Source organism: Streptomyces sp. NBC_00572, from assembly GCF_026341815.1.
In the GTDB taxonomy this organism is placed as follows: Bacteria; Actinomycetota; Actinomycetes; order Streptomycetales; family Streptomycetaceae; genus Streptomyces.
Map to the genome: position 1 here is coordinate 4,046,127 of NZ_JAPENX010000001.1, position 17,195 is coordinate 4,063,321.

The following is a 17,195-nucleotide window of genomic DNA, read 5'->3' on the forward strand; positions in this document are numbered from 1 at the left end:
CACCCCCCCGGAGCCCCTCATGGGACGTTATGTGATCCGGCGTCTGTTGCAGATGATCCCGGTCTTCATCGGCGCCACCCTGCTGATCTTCCTGATGGTGAACGTGATGGGCGACCCCATCGCCGGCCTCTGCGGCGACCGGGCCTGCGACCCCGCGACCGCCGCCCAGCTGGAGAAGGAGTTCGGCCTCGACAAGCCCGTTTGGCAGCAGTACCTGATCTACATGGGCAACCTGTTCACCGGCGACTTCGGCACCGCCTTCAACGGCCAGCCGGTGACCGAGCTGATGGCGGACTCCTTCCCCGTGACCATCCGGCTCACCATCGTCGCGATCCTCTTCGAGATCGTCATCGGCATCAGCCTCGGCGTCCTCACGGGACTGAAGCGCGGGCGGCCGATCGACAGCACGGTGCTGGTGCTGACGCTGGTCGTCCTCTCCATCCCGACGTTCGTCACGGGTCTGCTGCTCCAGCTGCTGCTGGGCGTGGAGTGGGGGTGGATCAAGCCCGCCGTCTCGCCGGAGGCCCCCTTCAGCGAGCTGATCGTCCCCGGTTTCGTCCTCGCCTCGGTCTCCCTCGCGTACGTCACCCGGCTCACCCGCACCTCGATCGCGGAGAACAAGCGCGCCGACTACGTCCGTACCGCCATCGCCAAGGGACTGCCCCGCCGTCGGGTCATCATCCGCCACCTGCTGCGCAACTCGCTCATCCCGGTGGTCACCTTCATCGGCGCCGACATCGGCGCGCTGATGGGCGGCGCCATCGCCACCGAGCGGATCTTCAACATCCACGGCGTCGGCTATCAGCTGTACCAGGGCATCGTGCGCCAGAACACCCAGACCGTCGTCGGCTTCGTGACCGTCCTCGTCCTGGTGTTCCTGCTGGCCAACCTCCTCGTCGACCTCTTGTACGCCATCCTTGACCCGAGGATCCGCTATGCCTGAGCCGCTTGAGCCGTTCGACGACGGACGCGCCATCGACCACACCGGGGCGGGCGGTCCCACGGACCTCGCCATGGAAGAGGCCGAGTCGCTGGAGAAGACCCCGGGCGGACCGCTCGGCACCGGCCCCGCCGGCAAACCCCGCTCGCTGTGGTCCGACGCCTGGCACGACCTGCGGCGCAACCCCGTCTTCATCATCTCCAGCCTGATCATCCTCTTCCTGGTGATCATCGCGATCTGGCCCCAGCTGATCGCCAGTGGGGACCCGCTCCAGTGCGACCTCTCCAAGGCCCAGGAGGGATCTCAGCCGGGCCACCCGTTCGGCTTCAACGGGCAGGGCTGTGACGTCTACACGCGCACCGTGTACGGCGCCAGGGCGTCCGTCCAGGTCGGCGTGTTCGCCACCCTCGGCGTGACGATCATCGGATCCCTGTTCGGCGGCCTGGCCGGCTTCTACGGCGGCACCTGGGACGGCGTGCTCTCCCGGGTCACCGACGTCTTCTTCGCGATTCCGGTCATCCTCGGCGGTCTGGTCCTGCTCTCCGTCGTCCCCAGCACCACCGTCTGGCCCGTGATCGGCTTCATGGTGCTGCTCGGCTGGCCCCAGCTCTCCCGCATCGCCCGAGGCTCGGTCATCACCGCCAAGCAGAACGACTACGTCCAGGCGGCACGGGCGCTCGGCGCCTCCAACTCCCGGATGCTGTTCCGCCACATCACCCCGAACGCCCTGGCGCCGGTCATCGTCGTCGCGACCATCGCCCTCGGCACGTACATCTCGCTGGAGGCGACCCTGTCCTTCCTCGGGGTGGGCCTCAAGCCGCCGACCGTCTCCTGGGGCATCGACATCTCCTCGGCCTCGCAGTACATCCGCAACGCCCCGCACATGCTGCTGTGGCCGGCGGGCGCGCTCGCCATCACCGTGCTCTCGTTCATCATGCTCGGCGACGCCGTCCGCGACGCCCTCGACCCCAAGCTGAGGTAGGGACCCATGCTGCTCGAAGTGCGCGACCTGCACGTGGAGTTCCACACCCGGGACGGGGTCGCCAAGGCGGTCAACGGCGTCGACTACTCCGTCGACGCCGGAGAGACGCTGGCCGTGCTCGGCGAGTCCGGCTCCGGCAAGTCCGTGACCGCCCAGGCCGTCATGGGCATTCTCGACATCCCCCCGGGGAAGATCACCCAGGGCGAGATCCTCTTCCAGGGCCAGGACCTCCTGAAGCTCAAGGAGGAGGAACGGCGCAAGATCCGCGGCGCCAGGATGGCGATGGTCTTCCAGGACGCGCTGTCCTCCCTCAACCCCGTCGTCAGCGTCGGCGACCAGCTCGGCGAGATGTTCCAGGTCCACAAGGGCATGTCGCGGAAGGACTCCAGGGCCAAGGCCGTCGAGCTGATGGACCGGGTCCGCATCCCCGCCGCCAAGGAACGCGTCGGCCAGTACCCCCACCAGTTCTCCGGCGGCATGCGCCAGCGCATCATGATCGCGATGGCGCTCGCCCTCGAACCCGAACTGATCATCGCCGACGAGCCCACCACCGCCCTCGACGTCACCGTCCAGGCCCAGGTCATGGACCTGCTCGCCGAGCTCCAGCGCGAGCTGAACATGGGCCTCATCCTCATCACCCACGACCTCGGCGTCGTCGCCGACGTCGCCGACAAGATCGCCGTCATGTACGCCGGCCGGATCGTCGAACGCGCCCCCGTCCACGAGATCTACAAGGCTCCCGCCCACCCCTACACCAAGGGCCTCCTCGAATCGATCCCGCGCCTGGACCAGAAGGGCCAGGAGCTGTACGCGATCAAGGGTCTGCCGCCCAACCTGCTGAACATCCCGCCGGGCTGCGCCTTCAACCCGCGCTGCCCCATGGCCCAGGACGTCTGCCGGACCGACGTGCCCCCGCTGTACGACGTGACCGATTCCCCGGTGCCGCGCGCGAGCGCCTGCCACTTCTGGAAGGAGTGCCTCCATGGCTGAGGCGATTCTCGAAGTCCGGGACCTGCACAAGCACTACCCGCTCACCCGGGGCATCCTCTTCAAGAAGCAGGTCGGCGCCGTCAAGGCGGTCGACGGGGTCGACTTCGACGTCGCCGCCGGCGAGACCCTCGGCATCGTCGGCGAATCCGGCTGCGGCAAGTCGACGGTCGCGAAGATGCTGGTCAACCTGGAGCGGCCGACGTCCGGCACGATCCGCTACAAGGGCGACGACATCACCACCCTCTCGCCGAAGGCCCTGAAGGCCGTCCGCCGCAACATCCAGATGGTGTTCCAGGACCCGTACACCTCGCTCAACCCGCGCATGACCGTCGGCGACATCATCGGCGAGCCGTACGAGATCCACCCCGAGGTGGCCCCCAAGGGCGACCGGCGCCGCAAGGTCCAGGACCTCCTGGACGTCGTCGGCCTCAACCCCGAGTACATCAACCGCTACCCGCACCAGTTCTCAGGCGGCCAGCGCCAGCGCATCGGCATCGCCCGAGGCCTCGCCCTCCAGCCCGAGATCATCGTCGCCGACGAGCCGGTCTCCGCCCTCGACGTCTCCGTCCAGGCGCAGGTGGTCAACCTCCTCGCGAGCCTCCAGTCCGAGTTCTCCCTGTCGTACGTCTTCATCGCCCACGACCTGTCGATCGTCCGGCACATCTCCGACCGGGTCGGCGTCATGTACCTCGGCCGGATCGTCGAGATCGGCAGCGACGCGCAGATCTACGATCACCCGACCCACCCCTACACCCAGGCGCTCCTCTCCGCCGTCCCGGTCCCCGACCCCGAGGCCCGCGCCCACCGCGATCGCATCATCATCGCCGGCGACGTCCCCTCCCCGGCGAACGTCCCCTCCGGCTGCCGCTTCCGCACCCGCTGCTGGAAGGCCCAGGAACGCTGCACCCTGGAAGTCCCCGAACTCGCCGTCCCCGCGGTCTTCCGCCTCACGGACAGCCCGGCGAAACACGACTCGGCCTGCCACTTCGCCGAGGAGAAGCACGTCGTCCCCTCGGAGGACGACACGGACGGACCCGAAGCGCCTCCGCAGCACGGCTTCAGGAAGCCGGAATCGCCTTAACGCGCAGGCAACTTGACGGAAGCCGTTCCGATATACGGACACGCCAAGGTGAACAACGTACGGCCGTGCGGGTGCCGTGAACCGGCCGGGGCGCACCATGTCGCCCCGGCCGGTTGCACGCGCCCCACAGGTTCCGCGGAATCGCTTGTTTCGGTTGATGGCAACCGTGAGTATCGGGATCGTGACTGTGACACGACCGGCACGTCTCACGGGCGCCGCGCTCTGCGCCGCGCTCGCCCTCATCACCGCCGTGTGGATCCTCAAGGACCTCGCCGCGCTCGGCTCACCCGTCGACCTCGCCTGGTACTGGGCGGGAGACCACCACTTCCTCATCCGGGGACGGTCCTCCACCTCCCTGATCGACCCCGTGCTGCTCGTCGTCTCCGCGGCCGCCGTCGTCGCCGCCGTCCGCTCCCGGCACGCGGCCTCCGCGCTCACCGCCGTCGGCACCGTCACCCTCGCCCTGCGCCTGCCCGGCCTCTGGGTACCCGACAGCGGGGCCCTCGTCACCGCACTCCTCGAACTGGCCCTCGCCGCCGGTCTGGTCATCACCGCGGCCGTCGGCCGCCGCCCCGCCGCCGCCTCGTACGAGCCGCTCCCCACCCGCCCGCGCACCGGCCCCGCCGTCGCCGCCGGAGTCCTCCTCGCCGTCGGCGCGCTCGTCGTGACCCTGTGGGAGCTGTACTGGGCCGGCGAACTGCCCCTGGAGATCACCGTCGACCGGTTCATCGGCGGCCGGTCCGTCATCAAGGCGGTCCTCGCACCCCCGCCCGGCTGGCTGTCGCTGACCCTCGTCGCCCTGTACGGCACCGCCGCCGTCTCCGCCTTCGCGCGGGCCCGCCACAGCCGGGCCTTCGGACTGCTCGCCGGGGTGGTCATGACGATCGGCGGCCTCGCCGAGGTCGCGCGGACCACCCGGTACGAACTGGTCGGCCAGTTCCCGGACATCCCGGCCGCCGACCAGCTGGGCGTCCTCAGCGCCTTCTTCGAGGTGCTCGCGGGCATCGCGGTGCTCGTCCTCCTCGCCGGACGCGGCGTTCCCGCCGCCGCGCCCGGTCCCTACCCGCCGGCCGGGATGCTGCCCCCGGCCCCGCCCTACCCGCCGCCGCCCGGCTGGTGACTCCTCAGCCCGACGTCACTCCCAGGGACCGCTTCAGGAAGTCCACCTGGAGCAGGAGCAGGTTCTCCGCGACCTGCTCCTGCGGCGTGATGTGGGTGACCCCCGACAGCGGCAGCACCTCGTGCGGCCGGCCCGCCGCGAGGAGCGCGGAGGAGAGCCGCAGCGCGTGCGCGACCACCACGTTGTCGTCCGCGAGACCGTGGACGATCATCATCGGCCGCGCGGGCACCTCCGGCGCGGAGAGCCCGTCGTCGGTGAGCAGCGACTGCGCCGCGTACACCTCGGGATCGTCCTGCGGGGTGCCGAGGTACCGCTCCGTGTAGTGGGTGTCGTACAGCCGCCAGTCCGTCACCGGCGCCCCCACCACGGCCGCGTGGAAGACGTCCGGCCGCCGCAGCACCGCCCGCGCCGCCAGATAACCGCCGTACGACCAGCCCCGGACCGCCACCCGCTCCAGGTCCAGCGGGAAGCGCCCGGCGAGGCCCTGGAGCGCGTCCACCTGATCGTCGAGGGTCGGCCCGAAGTCCCGCGCGATCGCCTTCTCCCAGGCGGGGGAGCGGCCCGGCGTGCCCCGACCGTCCGCCACGACCACCGCGAAGCCCTGGTCGGCGAACCACTGGGAGGTGAGGTGGGCGTTGTGCGCGGCGAGCACCCGCGGCCCGTGCGGACCGCCGTACGGATCCATCAGGACCGGCAGCGGCCCGTCCCCCTCCTCGTACCCCGAGGGCAGCAGCACCGCGCACGGGATCCGCCGGACACCGGCCTCCGTGAGCCGCACCCGCGCTCCGATCACCGGCTGTTGGGCGCACGAGGCCACCACCGCGACCTGTGCGCCGTCCCGCAGCACCCGCGCCACGCTCCCCGGCGAATCCGGCCGCGCCGACACCAGGACCGTCACCGCCCCGGAGCGCACCGCGCCGTGCACACCGACACCCTCGGACAGCCGCTCCGCGCCCCGGCCCGTCACCCGGTACACATGCACCTCACCCGTCTCGGGGAGAGCCGCGTCCGCGCCCGCCGACGCCGAGACGAGCACGTCCTCGGCCCCGATGTCGAGCACCGCCCTGACGTGCAGCGCGGCATCGGTCAGCACCTGATCGCCCACCGCCAGGACCCGGGCCCCACCCTCGTCCGTGAGCCGTACGAGCCGCCCGTCCGGCGCCCACGCCGGCACCCCTGGCAGCAGCTCCAGCCACACCGGATCCCGCTCCGCCCGCACGGTCGTCGTCTCCCCGGAATCCGGGTCCACCGCCAGGAACAGCTGCTCCCGCTGGTCCCGCGCCTGGACGAGGAGGAGCGGCGCCCCGGCCCCCGACCAGTGCACGCGCGCGAGGTACGGATACCGCCCCCGGTCCCACTCCACCTCCGTGCGGGCCCCGTCGAGATCCATGACGAAGAGCCGGACGTCCGCGTTGGCCGTACCCGCCGACGGGTACGCCACCGGCTGCGGTTCCCGGTCCGGATGCGCCGGGTCCGCGATCCACCAGCGCCGTACCGCCCGGTCGTCGGCGCGGGCCACGAGCAACCGGTCCGAGGCGGGGGACCACCAGAAACCACGGTCCCGGGTCATCTCCTCCGAGGCGATGAATTCGGCCAATCCGTAGGAGACGTGCGCGTCTTCCGGAACGGCCAGCTCCCGGTCGCCCGAACCGTCCGCCCCCACCACGCGCAGCGCGCCCCCCGTCACGTACGCCACCAGGCGTCCGTCCGGCGAGGGACGGGGGTCGAGCACCGGCCCCGGCACCGGCAGCTCCCGCGCCGTCCCGGCCCGCAGCTCCGCCGTGAACAGCCGCCCCGACAGGGCGAAGGCCGCCAACTCCACCGCCCCGTCCACCGCGTACGCCACCACACCGGCCGAGCCCTCGCGGCTCCGCTCCCGGCGCGCCCGCTCCTGCGGTGACAACTCCTCCTCCGCGCCCGCGAGCAGCACCTCCGGGTCGGCCGCCACCCGCTCCACGGGCGCTCCGCCGTCGCGGGGCAGGTCGAGGACCCAGAGCCGGTGCGAACGGTCCACACCGGACGCGGCCCTGACGAACGCCACGCGCTCCCCGTCCGGGGAGACCGAGAAGGCACGCGGAACCCCCAGGCCGAACCGCTGGGTCCGGGCGTGCTGGCGGGGAAAGGAGAGCCCGGCCGAGGGTGTGGCCGGCTGCTGTCGAGACGAGGTCATGCGGCTGAAACTAGCGCTGTGCGCCCCCCTCGTGCCTCCGTCCGCCGATCGATGCGGCCGCACGGATAGTTATGATCCGTAGCGCTAGGTGGGTATGCATCCGACGGGCATGCCCTCTGGCACATGCTGATCGACCGAACCACTCGAATATCCGACCGAAGAAGTGTGGAGGTGAACCGCCGTGGCACTCTCGATCTCCGTGGTGGTGCTGCTGGCGATCGTCGTCTTCCTTCTGATCCGGAAATCCGGGTTGAAGGCTGGACATGCGGCGGTCTGCGCGCTCCTGGGCTTCTACCTGGCGAGCTCGTCCATCGCCCCGTCCATCAGCACCCTCACCACGAACGTGGCGAACATGGTCGGCGGCCTCAAGTTCTGAAGGCCGCAGCCAAGAGGCCGCGGCCCGAGAGATCGCAGCACGAGAGGTCACGGTCCGGTCGCTCCCGTGCCCCGACCTCGTAGGGTGGGGACATGTCCGATCTCCCCGCCCGCCGTCTGCTGCTCGTACACGCGCACCCGGACGACGAGTCGATCAACAACGGCGCCACCATGGCCAGGTACGCGGCCGAGGGCGCCCTCGTCACCCTGGTCACCTGCACGCTCGGCGAGGAGGGCGAGGTCATCCCGCCCGAGCTCGCCCATCTGGCCCCCGACCGGGAGGACCGGCTCGGCCCCCACCGCGTCGGCGAACTCGCCGCCGCGATGACCGAGCTGGGCGTCACCGACCACCGCTTCCTCGGTGGCCCCGGCCGCTTCCGCGACTCCGGAATGATGGGCGCCGAGCAGAACAAGCGCGACAACGCCTTCTGGAACACCGACGTCGACACCGCCGCCCCGTACCTCGTCGAGGTCATCAGGGAGACCCGCCCGCAGGTCCTCGTCACCTACGACCCCGACGGCGGCTACGGACACCCGGACCACATCCAGGCCCACCGGGTCGCCATGCGCGCCGCCGAACTGGCCGCCGACCCCGCCTACCGCCCCGATCTGGGACCGGCCCACACGATCGCGAAGATCTACTGGAACCGGGTCCCGCGCACGGTCGCCGAGGCCGGATTCGCCCGGCTGCGTGCCGAGGGCTCCGCCTTCCCGGCCGTCGCCGCGATCGACGACGTCCCCGGCGTCGTCGACGAGGACCGGATCACCGCCGAGATCGACGCGGGCCCCGAGCACACGGCCCGCAAGAGCGCGGCGATGGCCGCGCACGTCACCCAAGTCGCGGTCGACGGTCCGTTCTTCGCTCTCTCCAACGACCTGGGCCAGCCGATCTTCACCACGGAGTACTACGAGTTGGTACGGGGCGTCCCGGGCGCCCCCGCGGGCACCCGGGAGACGGACCTCTTCGCCGGGGTGACCGCATGAGCCCCAAGCCGCCCGCGAAGCCCACCGCACCGACCGCGCCCGCCGCGTCCACCGTCTCCCGTAACGCCCGAATCGCCTGGTACGCGGGCCTGGCCGTCCTCGGCGTGCTCGTCGGGACGGCCGGCGCCCTCGTCCAAGCCGCCTGGCTCCCCCTCGGCTTGATCCTCGCGCTCCTGGCGACCGCGGGCCTCTTCTACGGAGGAATGCGGGCGACCGGCACCCAGGTCGGCGTGGCCGCCGGCGGAGTCGGCTGGCTGGTCGCCGTCATCCTGCTCAGCCTCGGACGCCCCGAGGGTGACGGGGTGTTCGGCGGAGGCGTCGGCGAGCTGCTGTTCCTTTTCGGCGGAATGGCGATCGCTGTGATGTGCACCACGCTGTCCCGGCTGTCGCGACCGACCCCGTGAACAGGACGACTTGACTCCGGGGACGCCCTGACTTCGGCCGGATTGCCCGTCGTCCGTCACCCGGGGATCAGGTACGAGAGGGCGGCGGCCAGTATGGTGGTGCGCGCCGCCGAACCGCCCGGGTTACACGAGCATCAGCAAGAGCGGGCGGTGGAGCCAACCGGGAGATCCTGCTTTGAGTCGTGAAACTGGTCGAGAGACTGACAGTTCGTCCTCCGGCGCCCAGGGGCGCGGTGGAGCCGCGTACCCCTCGGGTACACCGCCGTACGGATCCCGCCAGTATCCGTCGCTCCACCCCTCGCAGGACGGGCCGGAGGAGAGTTCCGCCGCGCCCGCACTGCCGGAGGAGCCCAAGACCGAGACGACGCTGACGACCCGGATCCGGATCAACATCCCGGGTTCGCGTCCCATCCCGCCGGTCGTGGTCCGCACCACGGTCAACAACGAGACGCCCGCGCCGCCGCCGGAGCCCGCGCCGGAGCCCGCTCCCGCCGCGGAGCCGGAGCCGGTCGCGGCCCCCGAGCCGCCGCAGGCCGAGGAGACGCCGAGGGCGAAGGAGACGAGCGACTGGTTCGCGCCCCGCAAGGCGGCGCCCCAGAGCCCGGCCCCCGCGCCCGCGCTGCCCCCGGTACCCACCCCGACCCCGAAGCCCGCTCCGGCCGCCGCCGGACCGGACGACCGGGGCACGGGCTTCGCGGGCTCCGCGACGTCCGGCGTCCCGACGGTCGGCAACACCCCGTCGAGCCGCCCGGTCGCCCCGGGCAGGCCCACCGCGGGCAACCCGCTGTACGAGAGCGGCACGCCTGCGGGCGGCACGCCGATGTACCCGGGCACGCCTGCGGGTGGCACGCCGATGTACGACGGGACGCCTGCCGGCGGTTCGCCGATGTACGACGGCACTCCCGCGGCCGGAACCCCGATGTACACCGGGACGCCGGCCGGCGGTACGCCCGCGTACCGCGGCCCGGCCGCGCCGACCGGCCCCACGACGGGCCCGGTCACCGGCACGGCCTCCCTGGGCGGCCCGCGCACGGACCCGTTCCAGGGCCAGGGCGGACGAGGCGGCCAGGGCGGCCCCGGCCAGGGCGCGGGCTCCCCGTTCCCCGGCGGAGGCCCCGGCGGCGCCCCCCGCATGTCCGACGACACCGCGATCCTCACCCCGCAGCCACCCGCGCCCACCCCCGGGCGGGGCGGACCCGGCGGACAGGGCAAGCCGGCCGACGGCAGCGGCCACGTCTCCGGGGACACGCTCACCAGCGGCATCCCCGTCGTCCCGCCGAAGGCGGCCCGCCCGAACCTCACCCCGCGCATCGAGGAGCAGACGGCCCCGGCCCCCGCGCCTCGCCCCGCACCGGCTCCCAACCGCGCCGCCCCGGCGAAGAAGGGCCGCTCCAAGCTGGTCCTCCTCGCCGTCGGAGTCCTCGGCATCGCCGGCGTCGCGTACGGCGCCGGGCTGCTCCTCAACCACTCCGACGTCCCGAAGGGGACCACGGTCCTCGGCGTGGACATCGGCGGCGGTACGAAGGAGGAGGCCGTCAACAAGCTGGACGCGGCTCTCGGCAAGCGCGCCGGGACGCCGCTGCAGCTCGGCATCGGCGGCAAGAAGGTCCAGCTGGCACCGGACAAGGCGGGCCTGGCGCTCGACAGCCAGGAGACCGTCCGCGCCGCCGCCGGCAGCGACTACAACCCGGTGTCGGTCATCGGCTCCCTCTTCGGCGGCGAGCGGGTCGCCAAGCCGGTCTTCCCGGTCGACGAGGAGAAGCTCGCCGTCACCCTGACCGACCTGGCCGGCACGTCCGCGTCGGCGACCGAGGCCACGATCCTCTTCGCCCCGAACAAGGTGACGCCCGTCGAGGGCAAGCCCGGCAAGGGCCTCGACGTCCAGCGCTCGATGATCTCCGTCCGGGACGCCTTCCGCGCCCAGGTGGAGACCGGCCAGATCAAGCTGGTCGAGCTGCCGGTGACGAACCGCCAGCCGAGCGTCGGCAAGGCCGAGGTGGACCGGGCGATGAAGGAGTTCGCGACGCCCGCGATGTCCGACCGCATCACCATCAAGGCGGGCGGCAGGGAGATCCAGTTCGGCCCGGCGCGGTCGCTGCCGCAGATCCTCTCCATGAAGGCCGTCGACGGCCGCCTGGTCGAGGTCTACGACACGAAGGCGATCGAGCGGCTCCTCGACGGCGCCTTCACCGGCGTCATGATCACCGAGACCGACGGCGGCAAGCACGAGGTCTCCGCCGACGACGTGGCCTCCGTGATGCGCGAGGCGCTGCTGGGCAAGACCAAGGCCGAACGCACCAAGACGATCGACCTGAACGCCAAGGGCTGACGGCCCCGAGCGGCAACGCGATCCGAGCCCCCGCCCGACACACGTCGGCCGGGGGCTCGGCGCGTGGAACGGGCGGGTGCGGGGGCGGGGCGCTCACCACTCGCCCCCGTATCGTTTCTGCCTGGCGCGCAGCCAGGCCTGGATCTCCCTGGTCTCGGTGGGGGAGGCGGCACGGAGGTCGTCCGCGCGGATCGTCGCCACGAAGCGCGTGAACCGCACCCGTCGGTGGGCGCCGTCCACGGAGATGACCTTGCCGGGACCGTAGACATCGGTGCCCGTATGGGCGACGAAGGCGCCGGGGCCGTGAGGGGTGTGCATCGCGAGCCTTTCGCTCTGTGTGTTGTTCCGGTCACACAGGGGCGTGGCTCACGTTAGCGGTGACAGGGATGCGCGCGTGACGACGCGACCGGCGCACAGAGGACTCGGCGGTGGAACGGGGCGACCCGGCCCGGCGAGCTGTGGTCGTCGGCCGGCCGGAGCTCAGGCCCCGCCGGTCACTCCCGGTGGGCGGGGGAGGCGGACAGACGGAAGCCGCCGATCTGGTACTCCAGTCCCGCCCGGAACTCCAGGCGGGGGACGGCGGCCCGCATCGCGTCGTACCGCTCGGGCGGCACCACGTACACCGCCGTCTCGAGCAGCTCGTCGTCCCGCTCGGGGAAGAGATCCCGGACTCTCAGGATCTCGTCGTACGCGAGGCCGGTGACGTGGGGTGCGAAGTCATCGGTCTCCCAGCCGACGAGTTCCCACCCGAGACCTCCGGAAGCGTTGCCTGTCATGCTGCCCAGCCTAGGCCGAGGGCCGTTCAGTAGTGGGCGACGAGGACGGCGGAGAGTGCGAGGGCGCCGGGCAGGGCCTGGGCGAAGAGGATGCGGCGGTTGGCGGTGGCGGCGCCGTAGAGGCCGGCGATGACGACACAGGACAGGAAGAAGACCCGGACGCCGAAGGAGGTCGGTTCGTCGGCGATCAGCCCCCACACGAGCCCGGCGGCGAGAAAGCCGTTGTAGAGCCCTTGGTTGGCGGCCATGGCGGCGGTCTCGCGCGCCATCCTGGCGTCGAACCCGGAGAAGCGACGACCGGTCTCCTTCTCCCACAGGAACATCTCCATCACCAGGATGTAGGCGTGCAGCAGGGCGACGAGGGCGACGAGGATGTCTGCGGTCAGCGGCATGGCCGCATTCTGCCGCCGGGGAGCCGGGGGCCGGTGCGCGGCGCCGAAATCCCCTCGTGTCTCCGCCCCTTCGCCCTTTAAGATCACCCCAAGGGCGGGGTCGTAGCACAGAGGTAATGCGCCGCGATGACATCTCGGAGGACGCCGGTTCGAATCCGGTCGCCCCGCCCCCTACACCTCGGAGGCGGCGCCCGTGCGGGTACGGATGGCTCAGGGCGTGGCGCTGCTCTCCACCGGGCTGCTCACCGGAGCGTTCGGATACGGCGCGGCCAACCTCGTTCCGACGTTCCGTGCCGTGCCCCTCGACATGCGGCTGGACTTCCACACCCAGCTGATGACGATGAACGGCATCACCATGCAGACGGCGATGGCGCTGTCGCTCCTCAGCTCCCTGACGCTGGCCGCCCTCACCCGGGGCCGCGCGCGGCTGGTGGCCGGCGCCGCGGGGCTGCTGGCTCTGGCGTCCTTCCTGATCACCCGGTTCGGCAACGTGCCGATCAACGGCAGGATCAAGCAGTGGGCCGCCACCTCGGCCCCGGCCGACTACGCGGAGATCCTGCACCGCTGGGAGCTCTTCAACCTCGCGCGCACGTCCACGGCCCTCGTCGCCTTCGTCCTGCTGATCGCCCTCGTCGTGAACGGGCCTCGCGCGGGCGACACCGGACGTCCGTAACCGGCCCCGCCACCGCCCCTGCCCCGTAGCTCTTTCCGCCGCCTGGTCCGCGACCCGCCGCTGTACGCCCTGTCGTCACCCTCCCCCGAGAACGCCAGGGGAGTCCAAGGGCTGGACGCGGGGGGCGACTTGGGCGCCCCCGCCGCCATCGGGTCAGCCGCCGGGGCCTGTCCCGGGCCGTGTCCGGAGAGTCCCGCCCGGCCTGCGGGCAGGCGGCGCCACCCTCCGGACCCGAACTAGTTCAGCCGCGCCCGCGCCGCCTGGGCGCGGCGCCGGATCGTCGTCGCCGAGTCCGGGTCGACCGCGTCCATGATCTGCGCGTACGCCTCCATCTCCGTCGCCCCCGTCAGGAATGCCCCGCGCTGGACGAGCAGCTCGGCGCGTTCGTAGCGGAGTCTCGCCGGGTGCGAGGGGAGCAGCAGGGAGAGTTCCACCGCCCACAGGGCCACGTCGGAGCGTTCCGGGCGGGGGGCCGCCCAGGCGCGGATGTTGTTGAGGACCCGCAGCACGATCGCGCCGGGCTCGGCGGGCCGGAGCATCGAGCGGTCGAGGGCCTCGCCCGTCGCGCTCGTGACCAGGAGCTCCGCGTCGGTGCCGGTCATGGCGCGGCCGCCCGCGAAGGGGTCGGCGAGGTTGAGGTCGGCCGGGTCGCCGAAGCCGACGACGAAGTGGCCGGGCAGCCCGAGCCCGTACACGGGGGCCCCGGCCCGCCGTGCGACCTCCATCCAGACGACGGAGAGGAGGATCGGCAGGCCCCGGCGGCGCCGGAGCACCTCGTGAAGGAGCGAGGACTCCAGACGCTGGTAGTCGGCGGGCACGCCCTCGAAGCCCTGGCGGCGGCCGAGGAGCTCGGCGAGCGCGGTGGCCCAGTCGCCGGTGATCCGGGTGGCGTACGGGACGAGCCCGGCGAGGCGGTCGAGTTCGATCTCGGCCTCGTCCATGGAGTGCCGGGTGACGGTGGGGTCGGCCACCGCTCCGATCAGCAGGCAGAGCCGGGCGAGGTCGGGCCGCTCCGACCGCGCCTCCTCCGCGAACTCGCGGCGCCAGTCGGGCGGGCCGGCCGCCTCGAAGAAGCCCGCCGGCCCGACGTCCTCCGGCTCGTCGCCCTCCGCCCCGACGTCCTCAGGCCCGTCGCCTTCCGGCTCGTCCTCCCGCCGGCCGGCCGGCCGGCCCTCCGGCTCGTCCTCCGGCCAGCCCTTCGAGCCGTCTCCCGGCTCGTGTCCCGGTCCGTCTCCAGGTCCGTCTTCCGACCCGTGCCCCGGTCCGTCTCCCGGTCCGTCCGGTGGTGGTACGTCCTCCGTCACGCCTTCGTCACGCCTCCGCCCATCGGTAGTGGTGGTAGTGGTGATGCGGCGCGAAGCCCATCCCGTCGTACAGCGCCCGCGCGCCGTCGTTGTCCGCCTCCACCTGGAGCCAGGCAGCCGACGCGCCCTCGTCGAGGGCCTGCCGGGCGAGCGCGGTCATGACGGACGTCGCGAGGCCCCGGCGCCGCTGCTCCGGGTCGACCTCGACGGCCATGAAGCCGGCCCAGCGTCCGTCGACGACGCACCGCCCGATCGCCGCCGGTACCTCTCCCGTGCCCGCCACGGACGCGAACCACACACTCGGGCCGGACGTGAGCACCGACCGTACCGCCGGGCCCGGTTCGCCGAAGCGCTGGTAGCGGCGCAGCCACGTCTCGTCGACGGTGCGGGAGAGGCGTACGGCGGAGACGTCCGCGTCCAGGTCGCCGATCGGGGCGAGCGCCGCGATCCGTACTTCGGCGGAGACCTCGCGCCGCCAGCCGTGCCGGTCCAGGGCCGCGCAGAGCAGCTCCTGGGTGCCCTCGGCCCCGGTGGCGGTCTGCACGTACGCGGGGAGCTTCCTGGCCTCGTACCACGCGCGTACGTGCGTCAGCGCGTCGGCGACCGGCAGCCCCGGATCACCGAGCGGGAGCACGGAGTTGGCGCGGCGGGTGAATCCGTCGGAGGCCCGCAGGGTCCACTCGCCGAGCGTCTCGCTCTCGACCGGCTGCCACGCGCGCGCGGTGGCCCGGGCCAGCTCGGGGAAGGTGGCGGAGGGGCCGCGCCGGCGGGCCGGGGCGGGCGGGACGACCTTCCCCGCGACCAGTGTGGATTCCGCGATCCGGACGCTCTCGCCGCTCTTTCGTGTGATCAGCAGCACAGAGTTGTCCCATGATGTGAGAACTCCGACCGCGTCGGTGAACCTGCCCCCCGCTGCGGGCGACTCCGTCACGTACCGAACGGAGACACGTTTTCCCACGTCAGCGCCGGTAATTCGGACCTCAAGGCGCCCTCCGCCGGTGAATTCCACAGCTTCTCCGCCCCTCCTGTTCGGATCGCCCCCAAGAACGGAGATACTAGGTGCGGGCATCGACGACGCCGCGCTCCCGCGCAGACCAGCCCTATCGAGGAGGAACGACAGCGTGACCTACGTCATCGCGCAGCCTTGTGTCGACGTGAAGGACAAGGCGTGCATCGAGGAGTGCCCCGTCGACTGCATCTACGAGGGCAAGCGGTCCTTGTACATCCACCCGGACGAATGCGTCGACTGCGGGGCCTGTGAGCCGGTCTGCCCGGTCGAGGCGATCTTCTACGAGGACGACACCCCGGAGGAGTGGAAGGACTACTACAAGGCGAACGTCGAGTTCTTCGACGAGCTCGGTTCGCCCGGTGGTGCCTCCAAGCTCGGCGAGATCGAGCGTGACCACCCCTTCATCGCCGCCCTGCCGCCGCAGAACGGCTGATCGACCGCATTTGGTCGTATCCGGTCCCGTACGGCGTCGGCCGCCGTGCGGGACCGAGGCGTTTCCCGACGCCTCCCCCGAGTACGTACAGGAAGTGAGAGCCAACCCGTGAGCGCAGTCTCTTCGCGCCTGCCCGTCTTCCCCTGGGACAAGCTGGAGCCGTACAAGAAGACGGCCATGGCGCACCCGGACGGGATCGTGGACCTCTCGGTCGGCACGCCCGTCGACCCGGTCCCCGCGCTGATCCAGGAGGCCCTGGTCGCGGCGGCGGACTCGCCGGGCTATCCCACGGTGTGGGGCACGAAGGAGCTGCGGGACGCGCTCACCGGCTGGTGCGAGCGACGCCTGGGCGCGGTGGGCTTCGCCCACGAGAACGTGCTGCCGGTGGTGGGCTCCAAGGAGCTGGTGGCGTGGCTGCCGACGCAGCTGGGTCTCGGCGCGGGGGACAAGGTCGCGTACCCGCGGCTCGCGTACCCGACCTACGAGGTCGGCGCGCGGCTCTGCGGCGCGACGCCCGTCGTCTACGACGACCCGACGGAGCTCGACCCGGCCGGGCTCAAGCTGCTCTGGCTCAACTCCCCGTCCAACCCGACCGGCAGGGTCCTCTCCCAGGGCGAGCTGACCCGGATCGTGGCCTGGGCGCGCGAGCACGGCGTCCTCGTCTTCTCCGACGAGTGCTACCTGGAGCTGGGCTGGGAGGCCGACCCGGTCTCCGTCCTGCACCCGGACGTCTGCGGCGGTTCGTACGAGGGCATCGTCGCCGTCCACTCGCTGTCCAAGCGCTCCAACCTGGCCGGCTACCGGGCCGCGTTCATCGCGGGCGACGCGGCCGTGCTCGGTGAGCTGCTCCAGATCCGCAAGCACGGCGGCATGATGACCGCGGCACCGGTGCAGGCGGCGACGGTCGCGGCGCTCGGCGACGACGCGCACGTGGCCGAGCAGCGGGAGCGGTACGCGGCCCGCCGGGCGGCGCTGCGGGCGGCCCTGGAGGCGCACGGCTTCCGGATCGAGCACAGCGAGGCGAGCCTGTACCTGTGGGCGACCCGGGACGAGCCGTGCTGGGAGACCGTGGCGTACCTGGCGGAGAAGGGCGTCCTGGTCGCGCCGGGCGACTTCTACGGCGAGGCGGGGGAGCGGTTCGTGCGGGTCGCGTTCACGGCGACGGACGAGCGCGTCGACGCGGCGGTCAAGCGGCTCGGCTGACCGTCCACGACATGCGGAAGGGCCCGGGGA

Annotated in this window: 18 protein-coding genes and 1 tRNA gene; 13 read left to right on the forward strand and 6 right to left on the reverse strand. The window is 72.1% G+C overall.

All coding sequences use genetic code 11. The annotated features are described in order from the left end of the window. Positions 1-19 precede the first annotated feature (19 nt). From OG514_RS18900 to OG514_RS18920, 5 genes are all read left to right on the forward strand, one after another. Positions 20-943, forward strand: coding sequence for an ABC transporter permease (locus tag OG514_RS18900; RefSeq protein ID WP_266896217.1), 924 nt, complete (start codon positions 20-22; stop codon positions 941-943). Then, on the forward strand, positions 936-1,922 hold the full coding sequence (locus OG514_RS18905) for an ABC transporter permease (RefSeq protein WP_266896219.1): 987 nt from the start codon (positions 936-938) through the stop codon (positions 1,920-1,922). The genes OG514_RS18900 and OG514_RS18905 overlap by 8 nt, the downstream gene beginning before the upstream one ends. A 6-nt stretch (positions 1,923-1,928) precedes the next feature. After that, positions 1,929-2,912, forward strand: a complete 984-nt coding sequence (locus OG514_RS18910; RefSeq protein WP_266896221.1) for an ABC transporter ATP-binding protein — start codon at positions 1,929-1,931, stop codon at positions 2,910-2,912. Then, positions 2,905-3,993, forward strand: coding sequence for an ABC transporter ATP-binding protein (locus OG514_RS18915; protein ID WP_266896223.1), 1,089 nt, complete (start codon positions 2,905-2,907; stop codon positions 3,991-3,993). The genes OG514_RS18910 and OG514_RS18915 overlap by 8 nt, the downstream gene beginning before the upstream one ends. Before the next feature lie 181 nt (positions 3,994-4,174). Then, entirely contained in the window at positions 4,175-5,113 is a 939-nt protein-coding gene (locus OG514_RS18920; RefSeq protein ID WP_266896225.1) for a hypothetical protein, read from the forward strand. 4 nt (positions 5,114-5,117) lie between these two features. Here OG514_RS18920 and OG514_RS18925 read toward each other — a convergent pair whose 3' ends face one another. Next, entirely contained in the window at positions 5,118-7,283 is a 2,166-nt protein-coding gene (locus tag OG514_RS18925; protein ID WP_266896227.1) for a prolyl oligopeptidase family serine peptidase, read from the reverse strand. A 181-nt stretch (positions 7,284-7,464) separates the two neighbouring features. Here OG514_RS18925 and OG514_RS18930 point away from each other — a divergent pair, with 181 nt between their 5' ends. The 4 genes from OG514_RS18930 to OG514_RS18945 all read left to right on the forward strand — a co-directional run bounded on the left by OG514_RS18930 (position 7,465) and on the right by OG514_RS18945 (position 11,375). Then, entirely contained in the window at positions 7,465-7,659 is a 195-nt protein-coding gene (locus tag OG514_RS18930; protein WP_030207665.1) for a hypothetical protein, read from the forward strand. Between the two features lie 92 nt (positions 7,660-7,751). Next, positions 7,752-8,642 (forward strand): N-acetyl-1-D-myo-inositol-2-amino-2-deoxy-alpha-D-glucopyranoside deacetylase, encoded by an 891-nt coding sequence (mshB, locus tag OG514_RS18935; RefSeq protein WP_266896233.1) that lies wholly within the window; start codon positions 7,752-7,754, stop codon positions 8,640-8,642. Beyond that, positions 8,639-9,046, forward strand: coding sequence for a DUF6113 family protein (locus OG514_RS18940; RefSeq protein WP_266896235.1), 408 nt, complete (start codon positions 8,639-8,641; stop codon positions 9,044-9,046). Before mshB ends, OG514_RS18940 begins: the two co-directional genes overlap by 4 nt. A gap of 175 nt (positions 9,047-9,221) precedes the next feature. Next, a complete protein-coding gene (locus OG514_RS18945) occupies positions 9,222-11,375 on the forward strand; it encodes a hypothetical protein (protein ID WP_266896237.1) in 2,154 nt (717 codons plus the stop codon). A 93-nt stretch (positions 11,376-11,468) separates the two neighbouring features. On the opposite strand, the gene OG514_RS18950 is transcribed toward OG514_RS18945, so the two are convergent. The 3 genes from OG514_RS18950 to OG514_RS18960 all read right to left on the reverse strand — a co-directional run bounded on the left by OG514_RS18950 (position 11,469) and on the right by OG514_RS18960 (position 12,543). Then, on the reverse strand, positions 11,469-11,693 hold the full coding sequence (locus tag OG514_RS18950) for a hypothetical protein (protein ID WP_266896239.1): 225 nt from the start codon (positions 11,691-11,693) through the stop codon (positions 11,469-11,471). 176 nt (positions 11,694-11,869) lie between these two features. After that, a complete protein-coding gene (locus tag OG514_RS18955; protein WP_266896241.1) occupies positions 11,870-12,151 on the reverse strand; it encodes a hypothetical protein in 282 nt (93 codons plus the stop codon). Positions 12,152-12,177: 26 nt separating this feature from the next. Then, positions 12,178-12,543, reverse strand: a complete 366-nt coding sequence (locus OG514_RS18960) for a DUF1304 domain-containing protein (RefSeq protein ID WP_266896243.1) — start codon at positions 12,541-12,543, stop codon at positions 12,178-12,180. A gap of 94 nt (positions 12,544-12,637) precedes the next feature. On the opposite strand from OG514_RS18960, the gene OG514_RS18965 reads away from it, so the two are divergent. Next, a tRNA-Val gene (locus OG514_RS18965) sits at positions 12,638-12,712 on the forward strand. Positions 12,713-12,736: 24 nt separating this feature from the next. Then, complete coding sequence (locus OG514_RS18970; protein ID WP_266896245.1) at positions 12,737-13,216, forward strand: DUF1772 domain-containing protein; 480 nt, start codon at positions 12,737-12,739, stop codon at positions 13,214-13,216. 236 nt (positions 13,217-13,452) lie between these two features. Here the strand turns inward: OG514_RS18970 and OG514_RS18975 are convergent, their stop codons facing one another. Together OG514_RS18975 and OG514_RS18980 are read right to left on the reverse strand one after the other, a co-directional pair. Continuing rightward, the gene (locus OG514_RS18975; RefSeq protein ID WP_266896247.1) at positions 13,453-14,520 is read right to left on the reverse strand and encodes a tetratricopeptide repeat protein; all 1,068 of its coding nucleotides are present in this window, start codon (positions 14,518-14,520) and stop codon (positions 13,453-13,455) included. Positions 14,521-14,527: 7 nt separating this feature from the next. After that, the gene (locus OG514_RS18980) at positions 14,528-15,529 is read right to left on the reverse strand and encodes a GNAT family N-acetyltransferase (protein ID WP_266896249.1); all 1,002 of its coding nucleotides are present in this window, start codon (positions 15,527-15,529) and stop codon (positions 14,528-14,530) included. 112 nt (positions 15,530-15,641) lie between these two features. Between OG514_RS18980 and fdxA the strand changes: the two genes are divergently transcribed. Beyond that, positions 15,642-15,962 carry a ferredoxin gene (gene fdxA, locus OG514_RS18985; protein ID WP_015035968.1) on the forward strand — a complete coding sequence of 107 codons (321 nt, stop codon included), beginning with the start codon at positions 15,642-15,644 and terminating at the stop codon, positions 15,960-15,962. 108 nt (positions 15,963-16,070) lie between these two features. Then, the gene (locus tag OG514_RS18990) at positions 16,071-17,165 is read left to right on the forward strand and encodes a bifunctional succinyldiaminopimelate transaminase/glutamate-prephenate aminotransferase (protein ID WP_266896255.1); all 1,095 of its coding nucleotides are present in this window, start codon (positions 16,071-16,073) and stop codon (positions 17,163-17,165) included. Positions 17,166-17,195 lie beyond the last annotated feature (30 nt).